Origin of the sequence: Segatella copri (assembly GCF_003465495.1) — a bacterium.
GTDB lineage: Bacteria > Bacteroidota > Bacteroidia > Bacteroidales > Bacteroidaceae > Prevotella > Prevotella copri_G.
Map to the genome: position 1 here is coordinate 1 of NZ_QSAV01000052.1, position 24611 is coordinate 24611.

General features: G+C 45.4%; 14 protein-coding genes. 12 read left to right on the forward strand and 2 right to left on the reverse strand.

Annotated elements, in window-relative coordinates:
* Positions 1–208: 208 nt before the first annotated feature.
* Complete coding sequence (locus tag DWV53_RS12950; protein ID WP_147468798.1) at positions 209–1882, forward strand: DUF6377 domain-containing protein; 1674 nt, start codon at positions 209–211, stop codon at positions 1880–1882.
* A gap of 56 nt (positions 1883–1938) precedes the next feature.
* Here DWV53_RS12950 and DWV53_RS12955 read toward each other — a convergent pair whose 3' ends face one another.
* Entirely contained in the window at positions 1939–3225 is a 1287-nt protein-coding gene (locus DWV53_RS12955; RefSeq protein WP_118154658.1) for a M18 family aminopeptidase, read from the reverse strand.
* A 124-nt stretch (positions 3226–3349) separates the two neighbouring features.
* Between DWV53_RS12955 and DWV53_RS12960 the strand changes: the two genes are divergently transcribed.
* From DWV53_RS12960 to DWV53_RS13005, 10 genes are all read left to right on the forward strand, one after another.
* Positions 3350–7483 (forward strand): ATP-binding protein, encoded by a 4134-nt coding sequence (locus DWV53_RS12960; RefSeq protein ID WP_181992500.1) that lies wholly within the window; start codon positions 3350–3352, stop codon positions 7481–7483.
* 179 nt (positions 7484–7662) lie between these two features.
* Entirely contained in the window at positions 7663–8883 is a 1221-nt protein-coding gene (locus DWV53_RS12965) for a glycoside hydrolase family 5 protein (protein WP_118154661.1), read from the forward strand.
* Between the two features lie 28 nt (positions 8884–8911).
* Positions 8912–12088 carry a SusC/RagA family TonB-linked outer membrane protein gene (locus DWV53_RS12970; protein ID WP_118154664.1) on the forward strand — a complete coding sequence of 1059 codons (3177 nt, stop codon included), beginning with the start codon at positions 8912–8914 and terminating at the stop codon, positions 12086–12088.
* Positions 12089–12146: 58 nt separating this feature from the next.
* Positions 12147–13922, forward strand: a complete 1776-nt coding sequence (locus DWV53_RS12975; protein WP_118154667.1) for a SusD/RagB family nutrient-binding outer membrane lipoprotein — start codon at positions 12147–12149, stop codon at positions 13920–13922.
* Positions 13923–13994: 72 nt separating this feature from the next.
* Entirely contained in the window at positions 13995–14993 is a 999-nt protein-coding gene (locus DWV53_RS12980) for a hypothetical protein (protein WP_259318991.1), read from the forward strand.
* A gap of 52 nt (positions 14994–15045) precedes the next feature.
* Positions 15046–17364, forward strand: coding sequence for a glycoside hydrolase family 3 N-terminal domain-containing protein (locus DWV53_RS12985; protein WP_118154673.1), 2319 nt, complete (start codon positions 15046–15048; stop codon positions 17362–17364).
* 192 nt (positions 17365–17556) lie between these two features.
* Positions 17557–18873, forward strand: a complete 1317-nt coding sequence (locus DWV53_RS12990; RefSeq protein WP_118154676.1) for a DNA recombination protein RmuC — start codon at positions 17557–17559, stop codon at positions 18871–18873.
* 168 nt (positions 18874–19041) lie between these two features.
* On the forward strand, positions 19042–20631 hold the full coding sequence (locus DWV53_RS12995; protein WP_118154679.1) for a mannitol dehydrogenase family protein: 1590 nt from the start codon (positions 19042–19044) through the stop codon (positions 20629–20631).
* Positions 20632–20664: 33 nt separating this feature from the next.
* Positions 20665–21936, forward strand: a complete 1272-nt coding sequence (gene uxuA, locus DWV53_RS13000) for a mannonate dehydratase (protein WP_118154681.1) — start codon at positions 20665–20667, stop codon at positions 21934–21936.
* Positions 21937–22217: 281 nt separating this feature from the next.
* Positions 22218–23648, forward strand: a complete 1431-nt coding sequence (locus DWV53_RS13005; RefSeq protein WP_118154683.1) for an AAA family ATPase — start codon at positions 22218–22220, stop codon at positions 23646–23648.
* Here the strand turns inward: DWV53_RS13005 and DWV53_RS13010 are convergent.
* Complete coding sequence (locus tag DWV53_RS13010) at positions 23632–24051, reverse strand: hypothetical protein (RefSeq protein WP_118154686.1); 420 nt, start codon at positions 24049–24051, stop codon at positions 23632–23634. The two genes, DWV53_RS13005 and DWV53_RS13010, sit on opposite strands and share 17 nt — an antisense overlap.
* A 126-nt stretch (positions 24052–24177) precedes the next feature.
* On the opposite strand from DWV53_RS13010, the gene DWV53_RS15830 reads away from it, so the two are divergent.
* Positions 24178–24333 carry a hypothetical protein gene (locus tag DWV53_RS15830; protein WP_181992501.1) on the forward strand — a complete coding sequence of 52 codons (156 nt, stop codon included), beginning with the start codon at positions 24178–24180 and terminating at the stop codon, positions 24331–24333.
* Positions 24334–24611 lie beyond the last annotated feature (278 nt).

Here is a 24611-nt window from a genome sequence, read left to right on the forward strand (position 1 = left end):
AAAAGAGGGTGCGCCATAGACTTATGACACACCCTCTTTTTGGGGGAGGTGCAAGGATGTAAGAATAACAAACGTAAAAAAGAAAATCAAAAAAATGCAAGAAAATTTGGAAATATGCCCAAAAAACAATACCTTTGTCTCTTGAATGTCCTATACAGCAGTAAGGGCTGGTTCTAATGATACCTATACAACAAAATATTATCAACCTATGATAGAAAGATTATTATCTCTATTGTATATCTGGTGTTTCGCTACACTTACATCATGCTTTGCTCAAAAGGAAAGCATCAGTGAACTGTATGCCCAACTTGATCGGGCTATAGAGCAATCCCAGCACTATACCAAACTGAAAGAAAGTAGCATCGCTCAGTTGAAGGAATTGATTCATCAGGAGAATAATCCGAAGTTGCTCATCAATACTTATCGCAAGATCTATTCAGAATATAAGTCCTACCAGAGCGATTCTGCTGTGGCTTATATTCAGAAAGCCATTGTATTGGCTCAGAAGGAGGGACTGCCGGCTGAAGTTGCTGGATTGAAAAGTCAGTTAGCTTTGCAGTATTCTACAGCCGGAGCTTTTGCTGAGGCTTTGGAGGTGCTCAATCATATAGATAAAAAGACATTGGATGAATCGAACCGGAAAGATTATTTCATCGCCTATTACCATGTCTATGGTGAGTTGGGCTTTTCTAATATACATGTAGATACTGATTTAAGTCAGAATTTCTTTAGTCGTCAGAATGCATATCGGGATACTTTGTTTGCTATCCTTCCACATCATAGCGAAGATTATCTCATGCGTAAAGAGGTGATGCTTACCAGTCAGAATAAATGGGATGAAGCATTGAAGGTGAATGATGAACGGTTGAATTTATGTAAGGAGGGGAGTCATGAATACGGCATCGTAGCCTACTATCGCTATCTGATTTACCGTTCTCTGAAAAACGAAGAAATGAAGAAATATTGGTTGCTAAAATCTGCCATTTGTGATGTGAAGTGTGCTATCAATGATCAGGCTTCGCTCTGGATGCTCGCCGATATTCTGAGTCAGGAGGGAGATGTTGAGCGTTCTTATAAATATATCAACTTCTCCTGGAATGCCAATAAGAGTTTTAGTACGCGTATTCGCAGTTGGCAGATTTCGCCAGTGCTTGGTACCATCGATCATAATTATCAGGCACAGCTCAAGAAGGCAAACCAGCGTCTTGTCTTTGCCATCATCTGTGTCAGCCTTCTGGTTCTTTCTTTAGGTGTTCTGGCTTTCTATGTCAATAAACAGAAGAAATATGTTACCATAGCGAGAAATGAACTGAAGAAAACGAATGAACAATTGGAGGAACTGAATAAGAAACTTTCTGCTACCAACGAAATGTTGAAGACTTCGAATGATAAACTGAATGAGTCAAATGGTGTGAAGGAAGAATATATAGGCCAGTTCCTGGGAGCATGTTCTCATTATATAGACAAACTGGATAAGTTGCGTCTCCATGTCAATAAGATGGTAAAGAACTGTGAATATCAGGAACTTTATTCAATGACGAGAAGCAGTGAACTGAAGGAACACGAGTTGGGAGAACTCTATGCAAATTTCGATAAGGTCTTCCTGCATCTGTTCCCTGATTTCGTGGAAGACCTCAATAGCCTTCTGAAGCCGGAGGCACAAATCCATCTTACTGATGCAACAAAGTTACCGGCAATGGTGAGGGTATTCGCCTTGATAAGACTGGGTATTGATGACAGTACGAAGATAGCAGATTTCCTACATTATGCAGTTAATACGATATATAATTATCGGGCAAAACTGCGTAATGGAGCTATTGGTGAAAGAAATGAATTTGAGAAGAATGTGAAAGAATTAGGAACGATAAAAGGAAAAGGTTAATATATAAAATCAAAGAGGGTGTGTCATAAATACAGACACACCTTCTTTGTTTTTTATTACAACTGATAGAATTTGGTGAAAGCCTTCACGCAATATTCGTGGTCGATAACGCTACCGGTTTCGCGGCAGCTGTGCATAGCGAGGATGGCATTGCCCATATCCACACCCTTCAATGGGATGGAAGAGGCGAGGATATTGCCCAAGGTGCTGCCACCTGCTACATCGCTGTGGTTTACGAAACGCTGGCATGGTACACCGGCTGCATCGCAGATGTTGGCGAAGATGGCTGCTGATACAGCATCGCTCGCATACTTCTGGGCTGCATTGAACTTGATGACCGGACCACCGCCCAACTTAGGATGATTCGTAGGGTCGAATTTTTCGCTATAGTTAGGATGCCAGGCATGCGCATTATCGGCTGAAATCATGAAGGCACGCTCTACTGCCTGATAGTAAGCCTCTTCTGTATGGCTCTGTGCCAGGGCGATGCGCTGGAGCATATATGAAAGGAATGGACTTCCGGCACCCTGCTTGGTCTGAGACCCCGTCTCTTCATTATCGAAGATGGCGAGAACCTGGGTGGTATCATTGGCATCTGATGCAATCATTGCCTCTATGCCAGCCCAGCACATCGATAAATCGTCGAGTCTTCCTGAAGAGATAAACTCATCGTGTACACCGAAGGTGCAGGCTGGAGTGGCATCAGCCAGGTAGAGATCGAAATCAAGAACATCCTCTTTCTGGATATTCAGTTCGTTGGTTATCACATTCATCAGCAGGTTACCCTTCTCCAGTTCTTCATTGATGATGCCGAGGATAGGGAGTACATCCTTCTGCTTGCTCAACTTCACACCATCATTCACCTGACGGTTGAAGTGGATAGCGAGATTGCTGATCTGCAGCAATGGGCGCTTCACATGAAGAAGGAGCGTCTGGGGATTCATCGCATTCTCGCCCTTCACGATAACTCTACCTGCCAGGGTGAGCGGACGGTCGAACCAGGTTGACATGATTGGACCACCATAAACCTCGGTATTCAGTTTTACGATACCGCCCTCGCAAAGCATCTCTGCATTTGGCTTGATGCGGAAGGTAGGCGAATCGCAGTGGGCGCAGATCATGTGGAAACCGGCATCTGCCAAAGGTTTCTTTCCGATTTGGAAGGCGTAGATGGAAGAGTCGTTCTTGGTAACGAAGAACTTTTCACCCGCTTCAATCTTGCCCAAAGGCTCCTGTGGGTTCATACGGCGGAACCCGTTCTTCTCCAATTCCTCAGAGATATTCTTTACTGCCAGGAAATTCACTGGCGATGCGTCTAGAAAGGATAATAATCTTTTGATCATAGTCTATATCTTTATATTAATATCTTGCAAAGATAATAGATTTTTTTCATTTTATCTCATTATTCTATTTGTTTTTCATTTTTTTGTATTATCTTTGTCCCCAAATAAGATCAATGAAAGAATTATGAAACGATATAAATCCTGTACTCTAATTATATTGCTGCTGTTGGCATCGGCTCTTCAGGCATATGCGCATATTTCCAGAAATATGTTCATGCTTTCCAATCTCAATACAGACAATGGTCTTTCCAGCCCTCGTGTTTATTCTATTGTCGAGGCAGAGGATGGTGCCATGTGGATAAGTACTAAGCGTGGAGTTGACCGATATAATGGGCAACAAGTAACCAATTATACTTTATACACAGAGATGCCGTATAGTGATGCTTGTGGTAGAAGTATTAAACTGACTAAGGATGCGCAACATCTGATTTACGCCTATGACAACAAGGGAAAGGTGTATATATATGATAAGAGGAAAGATACATTTGTTTTGAAATGTAATCTTCAGAATATTTTAGGTGGAAGTATCGTGTTGAACGAACTGTTGGTAGACGAAAAGGGCAATTTCTGGTTAGCTATGGATAGAGGCATTTATTGCTTATCAGCAGCTACTGATGGAAAGGAGATAGTTCGGGAGACAGCTAAGGGTAGGTTTGTATTGAAAAATACCTATATTAATCATATCCAATTTATAGGTCAGAAACTCTTGATAGGAACATTTAAAGATGTTTATTGCTATTCGATGTCTGCCCGGAAGTTAGAAAAGAAGATTAGTGGCAGTTCTGTAGTATCCTCTTATCATGATATTGTGGGACATCGTATCTGGCTGGGTACTTTTCACGAAGGAGTTAAAGTAGTGGATGATCGTACTTGGAAGCTGATAAAATCTGCTGATTTCCAATCTTTGCAAAACATTCCTAAAATTCCCGTACGTTCAATCATTTTATATGATAAGCAGACTCTTCTGATGGCTGTAGATGGAGCTGGAATATATGCTTATGACAGTTCGAATAAACAAACCAGACTCTTGCTTGATACAGATGGACGTCCTGGTAATGTGCTGAATGGTAATGGCTTATATACCTTGTGCTGCGATCGTTTCGGCGATTTATGGACAGGCTCTTACTCGGGAGGAGTAGATTTGGCAATACCGATGAAACATACATTGGAATATATCACACATGAATATCTCAACAATCAATCACTGATAGATAATTGTGTGAACGATGTTTTCCAAAGCCGTGATGGGAAAATATGGTATGCCACAGATAAAGGAGTAAGTGTCTATGATGCGCAGACTCGTCTTTGGCATCATGGATTATATAATAAGGTGGCGCTTACGATTTGTCAGACTGTAGACGGCAGAATTCTAGTTGGTACCTATGGTAACGGCGTATATCATGTTCATGCTGATGGCACTAGTATGCCTGCTTATTCTGTGGAAACAGGAATGTTGAAGAGTGATTACGTATTCAGTCTTTTTACTGATAGCGATGGTAATATTTGGGTGGGATGTTTGGATGGAGATATGGCTTGTTTCCCTTCAGATAAATATAATTTGAATGGAACGGGAAAGTCGGTATTCTATCTGCCTGTCAACGAAGTGCAATGCATCACGGAATCACTGGATAAGCGTTTTATAGCTGTAGGAACTTCGCATGGAGGCTATTTGATTGATAAGCGTGAACCTTTGCATCCTCGTCGTTTCTTTTATCCTGAACAGTATCCCGGTAAAGACATTAATTTGTTTGTCAACAGTATGGCTTTTCAGGATTCCCGTCATATCTGGATTGGAACGGATGGAGGAGGACTCTATGATTATGATTTCCTGACAAAGAAGTTTAAGCGTTATACTAATCAGGACGCTTTGCCTTCTAATACTGTTTATGGACTTATAAAAGGTATTAATGGCAATTTGTGGATCAGTACGGATAAAGGATTGGCGTTCATGAAACAGGGGAAGATAGTAAACCTCAACATCTTTAAGGGAATGGAACGTGAGTATAACCGAATGTCTGTTGCGTGTACTTCAGATGGCACGGTGCTTTTTGGCAGCAACGATGGAGTTGTCGCTTTGACTCCTATGTTTGCCAAAGGTTTGAATTATGCCGCTCCACTTCGTATTCATAGTGTTGAGGTTGAAGGTGTCGAACGTTCCGATTACTGGAATGAATGTCTCTTTGAAATGTTGAAGGAAGGCAAATTGAGTCTTAGCCATAATGAGAATACGCTGGTTGTTTCTTTCGAGAGCATCAATTATCAATACCAGTATGATATTCAATATCAATATTATTTGGAAGGATACGACCGTAATTGGAGTAAACCATCTTCTAATCAGTTGGCACGATTTGTAAATTTGCCTTCGGGCAGCTATGTGCTTCATGTAAAGGCTATCTGCAGAAGTAATGGTAGAGAATTGGGAGAAACAGCTTTGGAAATTCATATAGCCCAACCTTGGTGGAATACCTGGTGGGCATGGATTATCTATCTCTGTATTTTTGCTGCCATCTTATATTTTGTCTGGCAGTATTACAAAGAGCGCTTACAGCGAAAGTATTATGATGAGAAAATCAATTTCTTCGTTAATACTGCCCATAACATACGTACTCCTTTGAGTCTCGTGTTGGCTCCTCTTGATAATCTGGCTAATGATTCCAGCTTGAGTGAGAAAAGCCGTGGATTCTTGGATATGGCGCATCGCAACGGCAACAAACTATTGAAGATGGTTACAGAATTGCTTGACTTCCAAAAGGTAGAGCAGTCTGCCGAACAGGTTCGCCTGCAAGATATAGAATTGCCGATGCTTTTACGTGTGCAGTTGGAAAAGTTTGTATTGGCAGCTCAGGAGAAGCATATTCAACTGTGTATTGAAACGTGTCCGCAGCAACAGATTCATTCTGATGTCAAAATGATGGATCTGATATTGGAAAATCTTCTCTCGAATGCTATCAAATATACACCTCAAGGTGGAAAGGTTACGTTGTCGGCTTCTGTTGAAGGCAAGATGGCTATGATTCATGTATGTGATACAGGTATAGGTATTCCAAAGGCCGAAATTAAGAGTATCTTCAAGACCTTCTTCAGGGCTTCTAATGCGATAAATTCTCAGGAAATGGGAAGTGGATTAGGACTGATGCTTACACGAAAGCTTGTAGAGAAATTAGGAGGAAAGCTTAGTTTCGTAAGTGAGGAAGGAAAGGGTACTACTTTCTGTGTGAAGATGCCATTAGGTCATGTAACAGATTCTTCTGTTCGGCTTGTTGGAGAAAAGAAAAATGTTGCAACTGAATCTTCTTTAGCTGAAGATAAGCATGATGAAACTTGCCAGACTGTGTCTTCTGCGGTTCTGCAGGATGCTGATGTTTCAACGGATACACTTCTTTTTGTCGATGACAATGAAGATCTTCGCAAATATATCAGAATGACTTTTGGTGATTCTTATCAAGTAGTTGATGTAGAGAGTGCAGAGGCTGCCTTGAAATATTTGAAAGAGGGCGGGGTATGTGATATCGTTGTTTCTGATGTCATGATGCCGGGAATGCACGGAGATGAGTTCTGTCGCAGCATCAAGGAAAATAAGGAAACATCATGGCTGCCTGTTATCCTGCTGACTGCTAAGGCTGGTCGTGACTTTATGATAGAGGGACTCGGACTTGGTGCTGATGACTATATAGCCAAGCCATTCGATACTGCTATTCTTGCGAGTAAGGTTGCCAGTATTTTGAAGAATCGTCGCCGGTTGAGTCAGTATTATATGGACAGAAGCCTTGCTCTTGTTAGAGGAGAGGTTGCTTCTGGGTCTGCTTCTTCCGAGCAGATTGTGGGTTCTGATTCTTCCGATGAACACTTGAAACCTACTGGAGCTTCTGAAGAGAAAAAGGATGATACTATCTTGAATAAGCAAGGCCAGACATTCGAAAATGTGGCAGAAGCTGTTCTGGATCCACAAGACCAGGCTTTTGTAGATAAAGCTACCCGTTTGGTGTTGGCTCATCTGAGCGACACAGACTTTAATATCGACCGACTCTGTAGAGAGATGGCGATGAGCAGAACGCTTTTCTATGGTAGGCTGAAGACTCTTACGGGCCAAAGTCCGCAGGATTTTATGCGTTTGATACGTCTGGAGCAGGCTGCAATCTTCCTGAAACAGGGGGATAGTGTGCTGGATGTATCTGTGAAAGCCGGTTTTGTAAATGTGAAGTACTTTAGTACTGTATTTAAAAAGCACTTTGGAGTTTCTCTAAGTAAGTATCTGTAAATTAGAGTTTTAAATCCAAAGAAAAGGTTTCTGTTTAGACGATATGTCTGAATTGAAACCTTTTTTTGTTTGTTATCTAACCCTCTGAAAGTTCCTTTTCTTTATCTTTGCAACCAGATTCTGTTACGTAAGTTAAACAGTTATTTAAAAAACGAAACAATAACAATATAAACATAAAAATGAAAAGGAACTTTTTGAAAATTAGCCTCTTTTTAATAGGCGTCTTCACATGTTTCTCATGCGAAGCAAGTACATTGCCCTCATCCGGCAGTTCTGATGGTGTAGGCGAATCCATACCTACTGCCCAGCAATGGAATAAAGATGTTGTGGGGTGGAATCTTGGCAATGAATTCGAGTGCTCAGCTCCTGGACAGGATGGTGAGTCGATGCAGATTGGCAACCCTGATGGTTCTATCCATGCAGAGACAGCCTGGGGCAATCCCGTTGTTACCAAGAAGATGATACAAGCCGTGAAGAAGGCAGGTTTCAATGCCATCCGTATTCCAATCCGTTGGCAGTGCCACATTACCAACGCTCAGGCGATGAGCATCGACAAGGCTTGGATTGCTCGCATCAAGGAGGTGGTGGGCTGGTGCCTTGACAACGGTTTGAAGGTTATCATCAATGTGCATCATGAAAAATGGCTCGAAGGTCGTCCTACCTATCAATATAAGGAAGAAAACTGCCAGAAGCTTGCGCTCCTCTGGATGAATATCGCTTCTGAGTTTGCCAATTATGATTATCGTCTTGCTTTCGCAGGAACTAACGAAGTGCATATCAAAGATAACTGGGGCAAGCCTACTGCCGAGAACCTCGAAGTGCAGAATGCTTACAATCAGATATTCGTGGATGTGGTTCGTGCCACAGGCGGCAACAATGCCAAGCGCCACCTCATCTTACAGACTTACGTTTGTAACCCATGGTTTGGCATCGAGAATGGAGATTTCATCATTCCGAAGGATGCCGAAGGCAATGGCAACAACTATATGAGTGTGGAATTCCACTACTATCAGCCATGGAGCTACGCCGGCGATTGCACCTACGATTACTGGGGTGATGCCTACAAGGATGCTGGCAAGATACCTGCAGACAACGAGAAGACGATGACGGATTTCTTCGACAAGGTGGTGAATACCTGGAGCAACAAAGGACTGGGTATCGTTATAGGAGAGTGGGGAGTAACCGATCACTATAAGTCAAACTCAGAGAAAGTGCATGAAAACATGACCTACTACTGTAAGTTCTTGACTACGGAGGCTCGCAAACGAGGCTTCTCTACTTTCGTTTGGGACAACAACCACTTCGGCAACGGCTCTGAGAAGTATGGCATCTTCGACCGTTTCAAGAGTATGAAGGTGAATGCTCCTTGGATTCTCGAAGGAATCTTTGGGAAAGAATAATGTTAAACTAAAAACAAAAATATCAATTATGAGAAAGAAAACTATGTTTCTCGGCCTGCTCGGTGCAGGTTTGATGTGGATGCCTGCTTCTGCCATTCTCGCTGCCCAGATGAACAATGCAGCGATGAGCGTTCAGCAGAACCAAGGCATCAAGGGTACAGTGGTGGATGCCACTGGCGAAACCTTGATTGGCGCTAGCGTGAAGGTGGCTGGTACAACCAATGGTGCCGTTACCGATATAGATGGTAACTTTACGTTGAACTGCAAGCCTGGAGCAACGCTCGAAGTGAGCTACATCGGTTACAAGACGATGACCGTGAAAGCTGCTAATGGCATGAAAATACAGATGCAAGAGGATGGTAAGGCCTTGAATGAGGTCGTTGTTACCGCCCTTGGTATCAAGCGTGACCGCAAGGCTTTGGGCTATGGCTTGGAGGAGGTTAAAGGTGAGGAACTTACCAAGGCGAAGGAAACCAACGTCATCAACTCTCTTTCAGGTAAGGTGGCTGGTCTCGTTGTGCAGAACACCGCTGGCGGTGCTTCTGGTTCTACCCGCGTGCTTCTTCGTGGTAATACAGAAATGGCAGGCAATAACCAGCCTCTTTACGTGGTGGATGGTGTGCCTTTGGATAATACCAACTTTGGCAGTGCTGGTGAAGCTGGTGGTTATGACCTCGGTGATGGTATCTCTGCCATCAATCCTGACGATATCGAGACGATGACCGTATTGAAAGGTCCTGCTGCCTCTGCCCTCTATGGTAGCCGTGCTTCCCATGGTGTTATCTTGATTACGACCAAGAAGGCGGAGAAGGATAGAATTTCCGTGGAGTACAATGGTTCTTATACTATCGATACCCAGTTGGCTAAATGGGACGACATCCAGGAGGTATATGGTGCTGGCTACAATGGCGAGCTTCCTACATCCAGTACCTCTGGTACCAATGCCAGTTGGGGTCCTAAGGCCGATGACTTCATGTTCAAATATTTCGATGGCGAGGAACGTCCATTCATGATGCATCCAAACAATGCTTCTGGTTTCTTCCGTACAGGTTTCACCACTCAGAACTCTGCCATCCTCTCAGTTAATTCCGGTAAGACGGGTATGCGTTTCTCTGTTACGGATATGCGCAACAAGGATATCTTGCCAAATACCAACATGAGTCGTGACAACTTCAACCTCCGTGTGAATACCTCAGCAGGTCCTGTTGACTTCGACTTCACCGCCAACTATACTCGTGAGAAGGTAAAGAACCGTCCTGCCCTTGGTGACTCTCAGAGCAACGTGGGTAAGAACCTCATGACCCTGGCTGGTACCTACGACCAGGCTTGGTTGAAGCACTATGAGGATGCCGACGGCAACTACTCTAACTGGAATGGTAACGATCAGTATAACAAGAACCCATACTGGGATCTCTATAAGAACAGCAATACATCCGACAAGGACGTGTTCCGTTTTACGGGTAAGGCAATCTGGAACATCAACAAGCACTTCAAGTTGCAGGGTACTATTGGTACCGACATCAACAGCATGAACTTCGAGGACTTCATCGCCAAGACAACTCCAGGAACTCCTGCCGGAAAGCTTACCGACCAAATCTTCAACAACCGCACACTTAACGCCGAGATACTCGCCCTCTACAACAACTCATGGGGCGACTTCGATGTCAACGCTACCGCTGGTGGTAACATCTTCAAGGTGAACAACAAGACCACTACAAACATCGGTCTCAACCAGCAGATGAATGGCATCCAGAATATCATGAACTATCAGGAACAGAACACTCGTGAGAGCATGTACAAGAAACAGATCAGCTCTCTCTATGCCAGCGCAAGCCTCGGCTACAAGCATACTTACTATTTGGAGGGAACCCTCCGTGGCGATAAGTCGTCTACGCTCCCTACAAATAACAATACATACGTATATCCATCTGTATCGGGTAGTTTGGTTTTCTCCGAGTTTATCAAGAACAAGAAGTTCATCAATTATGGTAAGATTCGCGCATCTTGGGCAAAGGTAGGTAGCGATACCGATCCATACCTGTTGGCACTCAACTATACCACGGGCAAGTACAGCTACTCGGGTTATACCATCGGTATGATAGCCAACTCAACACAGCCAAACAAGGATTTGAAGCCTACAATGACAGGTTCTTACGAGGTAGGTTTGGAGATGAAGTTCCTTAACGGACGCTTGGGCTTAGATGCCACCTATTACAACCAGAACTCCAAGAACCAGATTTTGAGTTTGGCTTCAACCACCACCTCTGGCTATGCTTACCGCCTCATCAATGCCGGTGAGATTCAGAACCAGGGTGTCGAGATTGCCCTCAATGCCCGTGCCTTGCAGATCAAGGACTTCGCTTGGGACTTGGGTGTCAACTTCTCGAAGAATACCAACAAGGTGAAGTCGCTCACCGATGGCATGGACTATTTTGAGCTTGCCAAGGCCACATGGTGCGGTGTATCAGTAGGTGCTCAGGTTGGCGAGAATTATGGTGCTATCCGTGGACACGATGTTGTTCGCAATGAGCAGGGACAAGTTGTCATCAATGCAGCCACAGGACTTCCAATGGTTGACCAGAACGTGAAGACCATCGGCAACTCTTCTTGGGATTGGACTGGTGGTTTCTATACCACATTCTCTTACAAGAACTTCCGCCTCTCTGCATCCTTCGATGTGAAGGTAGGTGCCGACATCTACTCTATGTCTATGCGTTCCGCATATCAGACAGGTAAGGCTAAGGGAACATTGGCAGGCCGTGAGGAGTGGTACTCTTCTGAGGAGGCTCGCAAGGCTTCGGGTATGGACCTTGCCGCATGGCGTGAAGCAGGTAAATGCAAGGGATTAGTCGTAGATGGTGTCATCGACAATGGCGACGGTACTTATCGCAAGAACGACATCGCCGTGAACCCTGAAGATTACTGGAAACATGTGGCAGAAGGCGTGCAGAGTGCCTTCGTTTACGACAACTCTTACGTGAAGTGTCGTGAGATTACTTTCGGCTATACCTTCCCAGAGAGCATCCTGGGCAAGTATGTCAAGGGCTTGACCGTATCCTTCGTGGCTCGTAACCCATTCATTGTTTGGAAGAACATTCCTAACATCGACCCAGACTCCAGCTACAACACCTCAGGTCTCGGTCTGGAATATGGTTCCCTGCCATCTCGCAAGAGTTATGGTTTGAACGTGAACGTGAAGTTCTAGTCTCGAAAAAATGAATCAATTTCTTTAGAAGAGTTCTAATATATAATAAGGTAAGAAAATGAACAATATAATCAAGAAATATATAGGTAAGAGCAGCCTGATGATGGCTTTCGCCCTGATGGCAACCGGCACTGCGATGACTTCTTGCTCTGATGATACCTTGAGCAACATCAATACCGACAAGACCAAGGTGAGCGAGCTCGACCCTAACGCACAGTTGACAACAGCTTTGTTGCAGACTTACGGTGACTTCAGTCTGATGGATACCTATCGTAACTATATAACTGGTTTTCCACAGTATTTTGCTGGTGGTTGGAATGTAACCAATTACGCTGGTTCTAATTTCAGAAAAGATGATATGACCCGTCGTGTCTGGGACCGCTATTATGAAATCAGTATCAAGAACCTTGTGGATGCCATCCACAATTCTGCTGACAAGGCAAACTTGAATGCGGCACTTCGTATCCATCGTGTCTATCTCACGGCAGTTTTGGCAGATACCTATGGTGACGTGCCTTGTTCGGAGGCAGGTCTGGGTTATATCTCAGGTATCTCCAACCCTAAGTATGATACCGTAGAGGAACTCTACAGCTGGTTCTTTGATGAACTTGACGCTTGCGAGAAGCAGCTTGGCACAGGTACCGACCACATTTCTGGTGATGTCACCAGCATGGGTGGTGATGTAGCTAAGTGGAAGAAGTATGTCAATGCACTCCGTATGCGCTATGCCATGCGCATTTCCGATGTTAATCCACAGAAGGCAAAGGAGGAGTTTGAGAAGGCTGTGGCTGCCGGTGCTATTGCCAGTGCAGCAGATGATGCTTATATCAAGTATGCTGATTCTCCATTTACCTTTTATGATGGAGCCAACGACTACGATTTCCGTGCCAATGCATTGAGCGAGACTCTCTATGGTCAGGATCCCACATCGCCTACCATGGTATGCTCTACCTTGTTCTATCAGTTGCAGAATACCAACGACCCTCGTCTCTATCGCATCTGCCGTCACTACTACAATATCAAGCGTAGTCAGGTGAAGCCAGATAAGGAGCAGAACATTGACTTGACCGATGATTTCCTGGCTTACTTCCAAAGCAAGAACCTCGGTGAGGAGCCTTGCAACCCTGGTGCAGCCTGGTACACAGACTGGATGAATGCAGCTACGTTGGATGACCTTCCTACTTTGAAGAAGTATGCAGAGATAGACGCGAACACTTATGCCAACTCTGATTATATAGCCCGAGCTGGTCGTCCTTGCCTGAACATCGACTTCGAGATGCCTTCTTGTCCTGGCGACTTGATGAGCTATGCTGAGGTAGAGTTCCTCAAGGCTGAGGCTGCAACCAAGGGTTGGAATGTAGGTGGTGGTGATGCTGAGAGTCACTACGAGGCTGGTGTTCGTGCCAGCATGGAGTTGCTCAACAACTACTATCTTACATCCAACAAGATTTCCAAGGAAGAGATAGATGAGTTCATTGCCAACAACAAGTTGGGTGACAATCCTAAGGAGACCATCAACACCCAGGCTTGGATTCTCCACATGATGAACCCTTCTGAGGGTTGGGCTAACATGCGTCGCTCTGACTATCCTGCCATCTTGAATCGTGATCGCTTGACCAAGGAAGGTTTCACTTATACGGATTCTAACTGGTCAATGCCTGTCCGCTTGCAGTATCCTGAGTTGGAAGCTCAGTACAACAATGCCAACTACAAGGCTGCCATCGACCGCATGGGTGGTACTGACGATTGGCACAAGCGCCTCTGGTGGGACAAGGCTGATGTAAAACTTCAGCCAGACTTCAATCCTCCATTTGGAAAGGGATATAGCAAGTAGTGTTTAATGTTAAGTGTTAAATGTTAAGTCTTATAGGACAATAGAATAGAATAATTAATTATGAATAAGACAATGAAACAATATAAGGGAAAAGTCTTGAAGGCTATGATGATGCTCTTAGCCGTGGGTTTCGCACTGGCTGGTACATCTACCTTGTCTTCTTGCTCTTCTGACGATGAACCATACTTCACTGTCAGCGAAGATGACAATCCACGTATCTTGAACACCGACTTGGCTGATTCCAAGATAGACCGCAAGACTAATTATAAGATGGAAATCAAGGTGACTCCTGTTCACTATACCACTGTGACATGGTTGCTCGACGGCACTCAGATTGCCGAAGGTACTACTATCGACCAGCCTTTGCCTTTAGGTGATCATGAACTGAAGATTGTGGCAACCACCACCAAGAATAAGACCACATCCCGCACCTTGAAAGTTACCGTGACTCCTGCTGCCGATGACCCAGCTTTGGGTACCAATGCCAGCGAGCTTTGGGTAGCTCCGGGTGCTGAGACCACTATCCATAATTGCAAGAATCTCGGTACAGTTACTAAAGTAATGGTAGGTGGCAAGGAAGTAGCCTTCGAGGCCCTCGAAGAGGGCACAGCCTTGAAGCTCACAACTCCTACAGGTTTGGAGAATGGTGACTATGATATCACTTTGGTAGATGGTGAGGGCAACCAGTTCTCTGGCGGTACCATCAAGGTAACTACAGAGCCACGTCCATCTATGGAGACTACCCTCTGGGAAGGTCATCACTATGTATCTTGGGAATTGGGAGATGGTGACCCTAACAAGAGCTTCAACCTCATCAAAAAGGACCAGGTAGCTAAGTGGAAGGAGGGGCAGATCCTCCGAGTTTACTGCTCGATGAAGGATGACGATACTTACCATCAGATCAAGCTTGCCACCACCTCGTGGACCGACTTGACTTCTCCATACGACTTTGGTAAGGGCAATGTCGTGAAGTTTGAGTTGACCCAGGATGCACTCGACAAGATGGCTGCCGAGAATGGGTTCATCTGTGTGGGACATGGCTATTATGTAGATAAAGTAACTATTGAATAATATATTAGAAAGATTTCCGCTTTTATCATAAAGCGTCAAACCTTTACTGTTTATGAAGAAAATTTTATTATCTATTTCATTATTGGCATTGGCTTATACAGCCAGTGCCAATGTTCCAGTTATCAAGAGCGACCCTAAGATTGAGGCTCAGGTAGAACAAACCCTGAAGAAACTCACCTTGGAGGAAAAGATAGGTCAGATGATGGAATTGGTGACCGACCTCTTTGGTGCCAACGACAAGAACGGTGTGTTCTATATCGACGAGCACAAGACCGATTCTATCCTTTCCCGCTATAAGATTGGCTCTATCCTCAACGCTCCAAATACTTGCGCACCAACCGCCAAGCAGTGGGAGAAGTACATCGCGCAAATCCAGAAGATCTCGATGAAGCGCATCGGCATCCCTTGTGTCTTCGGTCTCGACCAGAACCACGGTTCTACTTATACACAGGGCGGAACCCTCTTCCCGCAGAACATCAATGTGGCTGCCACCTTCAATCGTGAGATAGCTCGCCGTTCGGCTGAGGCTACCGCTTATGAGACTCGTGCTGTGAGCATACCTTGGACTTACAGTCCTACCGTTGATCTCGGTCGTGATGCCCGTTGGCCTCGCATCTGGGAGAACTTTGGCGAGGATTGCTACCTCAGTTCAGAGATGGGCAAGGCGATGGTCTATGGTTTCCAGGGCGAGGACCCAAACAACATCGACCAGTATCACATTGCCACTTCAATGAAGCACTTCATGGGCTATGGTGTGCCTTGGACCGGTAAAGACCGTACGCCAGCCTATATCTCTCCAGCCGACTTGCGAGAGAAGCACTTCGCTCCTTTCCTGGCGGGTCTGCAGGCTGGAGCCTTGACCGTGATGGTGAATTCCGCTTCCGTTAACGGTATGCCGATGCATGCCAACAAGGACATCCTGACAGGATGGCTGAAGGAAGAGACTGGATGGGATGGTGTGCTCATTACCGACTGGGCAGACATCAACAATCTCTATACTCGTGAGATGGTGGCAAAGGACAAGAAGGATGCGCTCCGCATCGCCATCAATGCTGGTATCGACATGATTATGGAACCTTATTCTTGCGATGCTTGTGGCTATCTTGTAGAACTGGTGAAGGAAGGTAAGATTCCGATGAGTCGCATCGATGATGCCTGTCGCCGTGTGCTTCGCATGAAGTACCGTCTCGACCTCTTCAAGAACCCAACCCAGAAACTGAAGAATTATCCTAAGTTTGGTGGCGAGGAGTTTGCCAAGCTCGCCTTGGAGGGAGCTACCGAGAGTATGGTGCTCCTGAAGAACGAGGGTAATATCCTTCCTTTGCAGCATGGCAAGAAGATTCTCCTTACGGGTCCTAATGCCAATCAGATGCGCTGCCTGGATGGTGGATGGAGCTATACCTGGCAGGGACATCGTGCCGATGAGTTTGCCGGCAAGTACAATACCATCTATGAGGCATTCTGTAATGAGTATGGCAAGGAGAATGTCATCTTGAACCAGGGTGTTACCTATAATGAGAAGGGAAAATACTGGGAGGAGAACGAACCTCAGATTCAGGGCGCAGTGGCTGCAGCGAAGGATGCCGACGTCATTGTGGCTTGCATTGGCGAGAACTCTTATACAGAGACTCCGGGCAACCTGACCGACCTTTGGCTTTCAGAGAACCAACGCAATCTGGTCAAGGCTTTGGCTCAGACAGGCAAGCCTGTCATCTTGGTGCTGAATGAAGGTCGTCCTCGTCTCATTGCTGACATCGAACCATTGGCACAGGGCATCGTCAACATCCTTATCCCTGGCAATATGGGCGGCGATGCCTTGGCAAACCTGGTATCGGGCAAGTCAAACTTCAGCGGCAAGATGCCTTACACCTATCCTAAGGAAATCAATTCGCTCGCCAACTATGACTTCAAGAAGAGTGAGGAGGTGGGTACGATGGAAGGTGCTTACGACTACAATGCGAAGATTACCCAGCAGTGGGGCTTCGGATATGGTTTGAGCTATACCTCTTACAAATATAGCAACCTGAAGGTTTCTCAGTCTGATTTCCGCCACGGCGACATCATCAAGGTGAGCGTGGATGTGAAGAATACGGGAAAGGTGGCAGGCAAGGAGAGTGTTCTCCTGTTCAGTAGCGATCTCATCGCTAGTATGGTGCCTGATGGCCGTCGTCTCCGTGCCTTCGACAAGGTGGAACTTCAGCCTGGTGAGACCAAGACCATGATATTTGAATTGAAGGCAGACGATTTGGCCTTCGTAGGTTGGAATGGCAAATGGAGATTGGAGGAAGGCGACTTCAAGTTGATGATAGCCGACCAGAGTGCTGATATCCATTGCACTGATACTTATCAGTGGCCTACTGCCAACCGATAATGTATATTTAAAAGATGATTTAAAGAAAAGAGCGTGCCAGGAGTGGTGCGCTCTTTTTGTTTGCATCGTAAAATGCAGAAGAGTTAAATATCTACAAGAATCCCCCATGATGTTTGGTGTTATGTCTTGAAATGATTACTTTTGCAAATCATAATTTTTGCAGATTTACAGAATCATTCAAAACAAGGATAAATGGAAATAGTAATTGGAATCATCATAGGGCTTGCCATCGGATTCTTCGTAGGAAAACTGATGGAAGCAAAATGTGCGGGAGAGGAGAAAACACAGCTCGTAGCGAAGGCTCAGGTGCTGGCGGCTAACATTGAACAGATAAAACTACATCATGCTTCTGAGCTTCAATCAATGAAATCTCAAATGGAGAACGAGCGGCTGTATGCGGCGAAACTCAGGGCGGAAAGCGACCAGCAGTGGGCACAGAAACTCGAGAGCCTGAAGCAGGAAATGCAGCGAATGACGATAGAACAGCAGAAGGTGGCGGCTGAGCAGTTGGCTGCCAAGCAGTCGGCTCTGCAGGAAAACAACCGTCTGCAGATGGATGAACTCCTGAAACCTATCAAGGAACAGTTTGCTGATTTCAAGAAATCGGTAGAGGAGAGCAAAACCCAGAACGAGGTGAACAAGAAGGAACTGCAGAACACCTTCGAGGCAACGATGAAACTCTTCCAGCAGGAACAGCAGCAGGCTGTACTGAACCTGAAGGAGCAGACCGAGAAGATTGGCTCCGATGCTGCCAACCTGACCAAGGCATTGAAGGGCGACAGCAAGATGCAGGGCGACTGGGGCGAGATGGTGCTGGAAACCATCCTGGAGAACAGCGGACTTCGTAAAGATGAGGAATTCTTCATTCAGGAGAATACGAAAGATGAAGAGGGAAAGAACTATCGTCCGGATGTCATCGTCAGATTCCCGGAAGGCAGAAGTGTGGTCATCGATTCCAAGGTTTCGCTTACCGCCTATTCCGATGCTCTGGCAGCTGAAGATGAGGCTGAACAGGAACGCCTGATGAAGGCACATGCGCTGAGCGTACGAAAGCATATCGATGAACTGGCAGCCAAAGACTATTCCAAACTGGTGGATGATGCCATCGGCTTTGTACTGATGTTCATCCCTAACGAGACCAGCTATATCGCAGCCATGAAGCAGCAGCCGGATCTCAGCCGTTATGCTTATCAGAAGAAGATTATCATCATCTCACCAAGCAATCTGCTCATGGCACTCCAGCTTGCCTATAATCTCTGGCAGTATGACCGGCAGAACAAGAATGTGGAGAAAATCGTGAAGACGGCTGCTGACCTGTATGATAAGGTGGCTGGCTTCGAAGATACCTTTATGAGTGTGGGTGATCTGATAACCCGCCTTTCGGGTACCTTCGACAAGGCAAGAAAGCAGCTTTACGATGGAAGTGGCAACGTGATGCGCAGGGTGGAAAGCTTGAAAGGTCTCGGCGTAACGCCGAAGAAGCAGATTAAATCGCTGGAGGAATCGTAACATTTTCTTTTCCTGGTCTTACCATATTGTTCAAAAGTATTTGTTAATCGTTCAATTTTTGAAATTAGTTCTCTAAAAATGAGCGGTTTTCGATTTTTCTTTGTACTTTTGCCACGCCTATTCGGAAAGATAGGCGCATACATGGAACAATCAAAAAAACGTATAATCATGAAACTGAACGAAATTCTTTCTCGCAGCTTTAATGCTGCAGAATGGGAAGCTAAGGGTTATGAGCTTCCTAAGTATGACATCGCAGCCGTAGCTAAGAAGACTCACGACGAGCCTACTTGGGTTCACTTCGGCGCAGGTAACATCTTCCGTGCGTTCCCGGCTGCTATTCTTAACGATGCACTTAACACCGGCAAGTACGATCGGGGTGTTATTGTTGCAGAAAGCTTCGACTACGAAATTATCGACAAGGCTTATCGCCCTTACAATAATCTCTCTCTTCTCGTCAGCCTCCAGAGCAACGGAACCATCGAGAAGAAGGTCATCGCTTCTATCACAGAAAGCCTCAAGGCGGATAAGCAGTTTGGTGAGGACTGGGCACGATTGGTTCAGATTTTCCAGGCTCCAAGTCTGCAGATGGTAACTTTCACTATCACAGAGAAGGGATATTCTTATAATGATGCAGATCTGGCACGTGGTCTTGATGCAGTATTTGCTATGGGTAAGCTTACCGCTCTTCTCTATGAGCGTTATAAGGCAGGCAAGTTGTCACTTACTCTTCAGTCTACCGACAACTGTTCTCACAACGGCGACCATGTAAAGGCTGGCGTCAAGGCTTATGCAGAGCGCTGGGCACAGGATGGTATTGTTGAGGCTGGATTCCTGGATTACATTAACGATGGCAGCAAGGTAACCTATCCTTGGTCTATGATTGATAAGATTACTCCTCGTCCACACGAGAAGGTCCAGGCGATGCTCGCTGAGGATGGTTTCGAGGATAACAATACGATTATCACCGAGAAGCATACTTTCACCGCTCCTTTCGTAAATGCCGAGGAAGTGCAGTATCTCGTTTGCGAGGATACTTATACCAACGGTCGTCCGCCATTGGAGTTGGGCGGTGCGCTCTATACCACCCGCAAGACTGTAGATGAGGTTGAGACCATGAAGGTAACCACCTGTCTGAACCCTCTCCATACAGCGATGTCTATCTATGGTTGCATGCTCGACTATACCTTGATTTCTGCCGAGATGGCTGATGAGGACCTTCGTGCCTTCATCCAGAAGATAGGTTATATCGAGGCAATGCCAGTAGTAACAGATCCAGGTGTATTGAACCCATACGAGTTTATCGGCACTGTTATCAACAAGCGATTGCCTAACCCGTTCATGCCTGATGCTCCTCAGCGCATCGCTACCGATACCAGCCAGAAACTCTCTATCCGTTTCGGTGAGACTATCAAGAAGTACATCGACCGTGGTCTCGACAAGAGCAATCTCGTGTTGATTCCTCTGGTATTGGCAGGTTATGCCCGTTATCTCAAAGCATTGGATGATAACCTGAAGCCATTCGAGCCATCTTCTGACCCATTGTTGGCAGAACTGCAGGCCATCGTAGCTCCTCTGGAGGTAGGCAAGGCAGATCAGGACTACTCTTGCCTGAAGAATCTCTATTCCCGCAAGGATGTGTTCGGACTCGATCTCTACGAGGCTGGCTTCGGTGAGCAGATTGAGGGCATGGTGAAGGAACTCTTCGCCGGCAAGGGTGCCGTAAGACAGACATTGCATAAATATGTTTCTGCAAGATAATTCATTTTTAAACTTATACATTATATAATATATATGGAAAGAACATGGCGCTGGTTTGGCAAGAAAGATAAGATTACACTTGCACAGTTGAAGCAGATTGGTGTTGAGGGCATTGTTACCGCATTGCACGATGTTCCTCTGGGTGAGGTTTGGACACGCGAGAAGATTCATGAACTCAAGGAGTACATCGAGTCTTATGGTATGAAATGGAGCGTGGTAGAGTCTTTGCCTGTGGTTGAAACCCTGAAATATGGTGGTCCTGACCGCGACCATCAGATTGAGGTTTACAAGGAAAGTCTCCGCAACCTGGGCGAGGAAGGCATCAAATGTATCTGCTACAACTTTATGCCGGTTTTGGACTGGGCACGTACCGATTTGGCACACGAGAATCCTAACGGAGCCAATAACCTCTATATGAACTGGGGCGAGTTTGCCTACTTTGATATCTATATCCTGCAGCGTGAAGGCGCTCGTGAGGATTGGGCTGAGTTCTCTAAGGAGCACAAGTGGGGCAGAGACCTCGTGGCTGAGGCTGATAAAATCAAGAAGACTTCTACACCTGAGCAGGATCATGCCTTGGTAGAGAACATCATCATCAAGACTCAGGGCTTTGTATCCGGTAACTTCAGCGAGGGCGATTCTGCTCCTGTCCAGAAGTTCCGCGACCTGTTGAAACTTTACGATGGCATCGACAAGAAAAAGTTGCAGGAGAACATGAAGTATTGGCTGGAGGCCATCATGCCTATCTGCGATGAGTACGATATCAACATGTGTGTTCACCCAGACGATCCTCCTTATCCTGTATTCGGTTTGCCAAGAATCATCGGTCGTGCCGAGGATATCCAGTGGATGCTCGATGCTGTGCCAAACAAGCACAATGGTTTGACTTTCTGTGCAGGTTCATTCTCTGCTGGCGAGCACAACGATTGTGTGGCGATGGCTAAGCAGTTTGCCGACCGAACTCATTTTGTTCATCTGCGTTCTTGCTACATCTTCCCTAACGGCAACTTTACAGAGGCTTCTCACCTGGGTGGTCGTGGCCATCTCATTGAACTTTGCCGCATCTTCGAGAAGGCTGAGCAGGAAGGCAAGTGCAATTCGGGCCGCAGATTGCCTATGCGAGTAGACCACGGTATGACCTTCACTGATGAGCCAGGTGGCGTATTCGATGAGAGCAATCATGGTCACAATGCCGGTTACACTCTCCTCGGCCGTATGTTTGCCATGGGTCAGATTCAGGGTGTCATCGCAACAGTAGATGATGAACTGGGCATTGAGTATAAGCAGCCGGGATTCTATGATTAGTTGATAGCTTATAGTTTATAATTTATAGTTATAGGCTTAGGCTATTAAGTGATTTGAAATTCAGGTTAGATAAAATACGAAAAGGCTAGTGTGCGTTTTTGCATGCTAGCCTTTTTTTTGTGTGCTGATTTTTTGGCTATTGGCTAAATATGCCGCTCATTTTAGCCAATAATGCTTAAAAATAGGTATTATTGGCTGAAAATTATATAAGAAATAGCCAATAATTACTTTTTTCTTGCTATTTTTGCAAATGGTTAGAAATTAAAGCAGGAGAATAAAAAATGAAGAATAATATCATAGGCAGAAAGAGTGAACAGGATACCTTGGCACGTATATACGAGTCAAGGCAGTCGGAATTTGTGGCAGTATGCGGACGCCGCAGAGTGGGGAAAACGTTTCTTGTGCGCGAATATTTTGAGCAGGAAATGGTGTTTCAGACATCAGGATTGGCGGGCGGAAACACACAGGAGCAGTTGAAAAACTTCTTTTATACGCTTCGACGTTATGATAGGAATGTAACCTCTGTTCCCCACGACTGGCTCGATGCTTTCGAGATGCTTATCTCTTATCTCGACTCTTTGAACGGGATAGAACGTAAGGTGATTTTTCTTGATGAACTGCCTTGGATGGATACTGCAGGCTCTAATTTTATCTCTGCCCTGGAGCATTTTTGGAATGGATGGGCCTCTGCACGTCGCGACATCGTTCTCATTGTCTGCGGCTCTGCCACTTCCTGGATGATGGATAAACTTATCAATAACCATGGCGGACTTTATGGTCGTCTTACTCATCGTCTTTTCCTGCAGCCTTTTTCTCTAGGGGAGTCGGAAGCATTTCTGAAGACCAAGGGGATGATGTTGTCCAGATATGAACTGGCTGAACTTTATATGATATTGGGAGGAATCCCATATTACCTGAATCTTTTGGACGAGCGGTTAAGTTTGGCTCAGAATATAGACCGTCTGCTGTTCAATCCCAATGGGCAGTTGTACAATGAGTTTACGATTCTCTATCGCTCTCTGTTCAAGGATTCAGAGGCATACGTCAAGGTGGTAGAATGCCTGAACGAGCGTGGTTATGGCATGATGCGCTCGGAAATAGCCGATGCCACAGGGATGAAGTCGGGCAAATCGTTGACCACGATTCTCGACAATCTGGAATCTTGCGGTTTCATCAGAAAGTATGTCAACTATGGCTGTTCTACCCGAAAGTCTCTCTATCAGTTGGTAGATTTCTTCACCTTGTTCTATTTCCGTTTCCTGCGCGATAGTTCATTCCGTAATCTTCTGTATTGGAGCAAGTTGCAGCGCACGCCCCGTTTTTATGCCTGGGCTGGAGTCTCTTTCGAGATATTGGCGATGAATCATATCGACCAGGTGAAGCAGCGGTTGGGAATTTCTGGTGTGTCTACCCAGTTGTATTCCTGGCGAAGCAAGAGTGATGCCGGGGCGGCGGAGCGGGCAGCCCAGATAGACATGGTGATAGAGCGTGGTGACAATACCATTAATCTTTGCGAAATGAAGTTTTCGGAGAGTGAGTTTGCCATCAATAAGGATTACGAGAAGATTCTGAGAAACAAGATTGTCCGCTTTATGGAGGAAACGAAGACCCGAAAGTCGATACAGCTGACGTTTATCAGCAGTTACGGTCTTCAGCGGAATATGTATTCGGGCATTGCCCAGAATGAAGTGGTGCTTAATGATTTGTTTTAAGCACCACCTCCTCAACATACTTCACCAGCGAATCCTTGCCATTGAGGAGATAGAAGTCTACACGAACCACGTGGTTGATGTCGGCATTGCCCTTCACCTTTATGTGTCGGGTCTTGCTGTACATCATCGTGTCGCGGCGTGAAGGATAGGATACGAGCTCGATGAGGTCTTTGGTAGAGTTGCTGCCCACATAATAGATACCTACACTGTCTTTTCCGTTCTTGATGGCAGCAATCTTCGCCATCTTCTTGGCATGAGCCGCAGAGGTATCTATCGGGTAAAACTCGCTGGCAGCTACCGTGTCGCCGTCATGCTGGTCGGGTGCAAACTTGCAGCTGGTACCCATCGTAGTGATAATGGATGCAGCAGCCAGGACTGCCACAAAGTATAATATTTTCTTCATTGTTATTTCCTTTCTTTTCTTTTAAAGAATCCTGTTTTGTTCGCAAAATGCGTTATCGGCTGCAAAAGTACAAAAAATAACTCGAAAAGCCATACCTTTTTTATCTTTTTCCTTTTAATACTTCGGATGGAGAGACGTGTGCTGAAACTGGGCGGGAGGAGTTATGGGGATAGCATGGAAGGAGCGGTATGGAAGGAGTTGGAAGGTATGGATGGAATGGATGGAAGGAGCGGTATGGAAGGAATGGATGGAATTCCGTGCAAAGATACAACTTTTCTCTGATACTGCCAAATTTGGGGGTGTGATAAGGAAATGTTTGAACTATGCTTTCAGATTGAAAGTAGTTAAACTTCCTTACTCATAGTTTTGCGGGTGACAACTCATAGTTTTACGGGTAACAACTCATAGCTTTGCTCTCTTAAAGTATAGAGCTAAGCAGTAAATCAGGTGTTTACGAGGGTTATGATTTTTTTACTGCAATGACTCAGTTCCTCAGTTCCTCAGTTCCTCAGTTTTTCTCTGACCCTTCACTTTTTATTTTATTTAGAAGTTTATTATAT

What these genes read in the sequence shown, in the direction of transcription:
- DWV53_RS12950 (WP_147468798.1), top strand. Translation starts at nt 209, where the DNA reads ATGATAGAAAGATTATTATCTCTATTGTATATCTGGTGTTTCGCTACA.
- DWV53_RS12955 (WP_118154658.1), bottom strand. Translation starts at nt 3,225, where the DNA reads ATGATCAAAAGATTATTATCCTTTCTAGACGCATCGCCAGTGAATTTC.
- DWV53_RS12960 (WP_181992500.1), top strand. Translation starts at nt 3,350, where the DNA reads ATGAAACGATATAAATCCTGTACTCTAATTATATTGCTGCTGTTGGCA.
- DWV53_RS12965 (WP_118154661.1), top strand. Translation starts at nt 7,663, where the DNA reads ATGAAAAGGAACTTTTTGAAAATTAGCCTCTTTTTAATAGGCGTCTTC.
- DWV53_RS12970 (WP_118154664.1), top strand. Translation starts at nt 8,912, where the DNA reads ATGAGAAAGAAAACTATGTTTCTCGGCCTGCTCGGTGCAGGTTTGATG.
- DWV53_RS12975 (WP_118154667.1), top strand. Translation starts at nt 12,147, where the DNA reads ATGAACAATATAATCAAGAAATATATAGGTAAGAGCAGCCTGATGATG.
- DWV53_RS12980 (WP_259318991.1), top strand. Translation starts at nt 13,995, where the DNA reads ATGAAACAATATAAGGGAAAAGTCTTGAAGGCTATGATGATGCTCTTA.
- DWV53_RS12985 (WP_118154673.1), top strand. Translation starts at nt 15,046, where the DNA reads ATGAAGAAAATTTTATTATCTATTTCATTATTGGCATTGGCTTATACA.
- DWV53_RS12990 (WP_118154676.1), top strand. Translation starts at nt 17,557, where the DNA reads ATGGAAATAGTAATTGGAATCATCATAGGGCTTGCCATCGGATTCTTC.
- DWV53_RS12995 (WP_118154679.1), top strand. Translation starts at nt 19,042, where the DNA reads ATGAAACTGAACGAAATTCTTTCTCGCAGCTTTAATGCTGCAGAATGG.
- uxuA (WP_118154681.1), top strand. Translation starts at nt 20,665, where the DNA reads ATGGAAAGAACATGGCGCTGGTTTGGCAAGAAAGATAAGATTACACTT.
- DWV53_RS13005 (WP_118154683.1), top strand. Translation starts at nt 22,218, where the DNA reads ATGAAGAATAATATCATAGGCAGAAAGAGTGAACAGGATACCTTGGCA.
- DWV53_RS13010 (WP_118154686.1), bottom strand. Translation starts at nt 24,051, where the DNA reads ATGAAGAAAATATTATACTTTGTGGCAGTCCTGGCTGCTGCATCCATT.
- DWV53_RS15830 (WP_181992501.1), top strand. Translation starts at nt 24,178, where the DNA reads ATGGAGAGACGTGTGCTGAAACTGGGCGGGAGGAGTTATGGGGATAGC.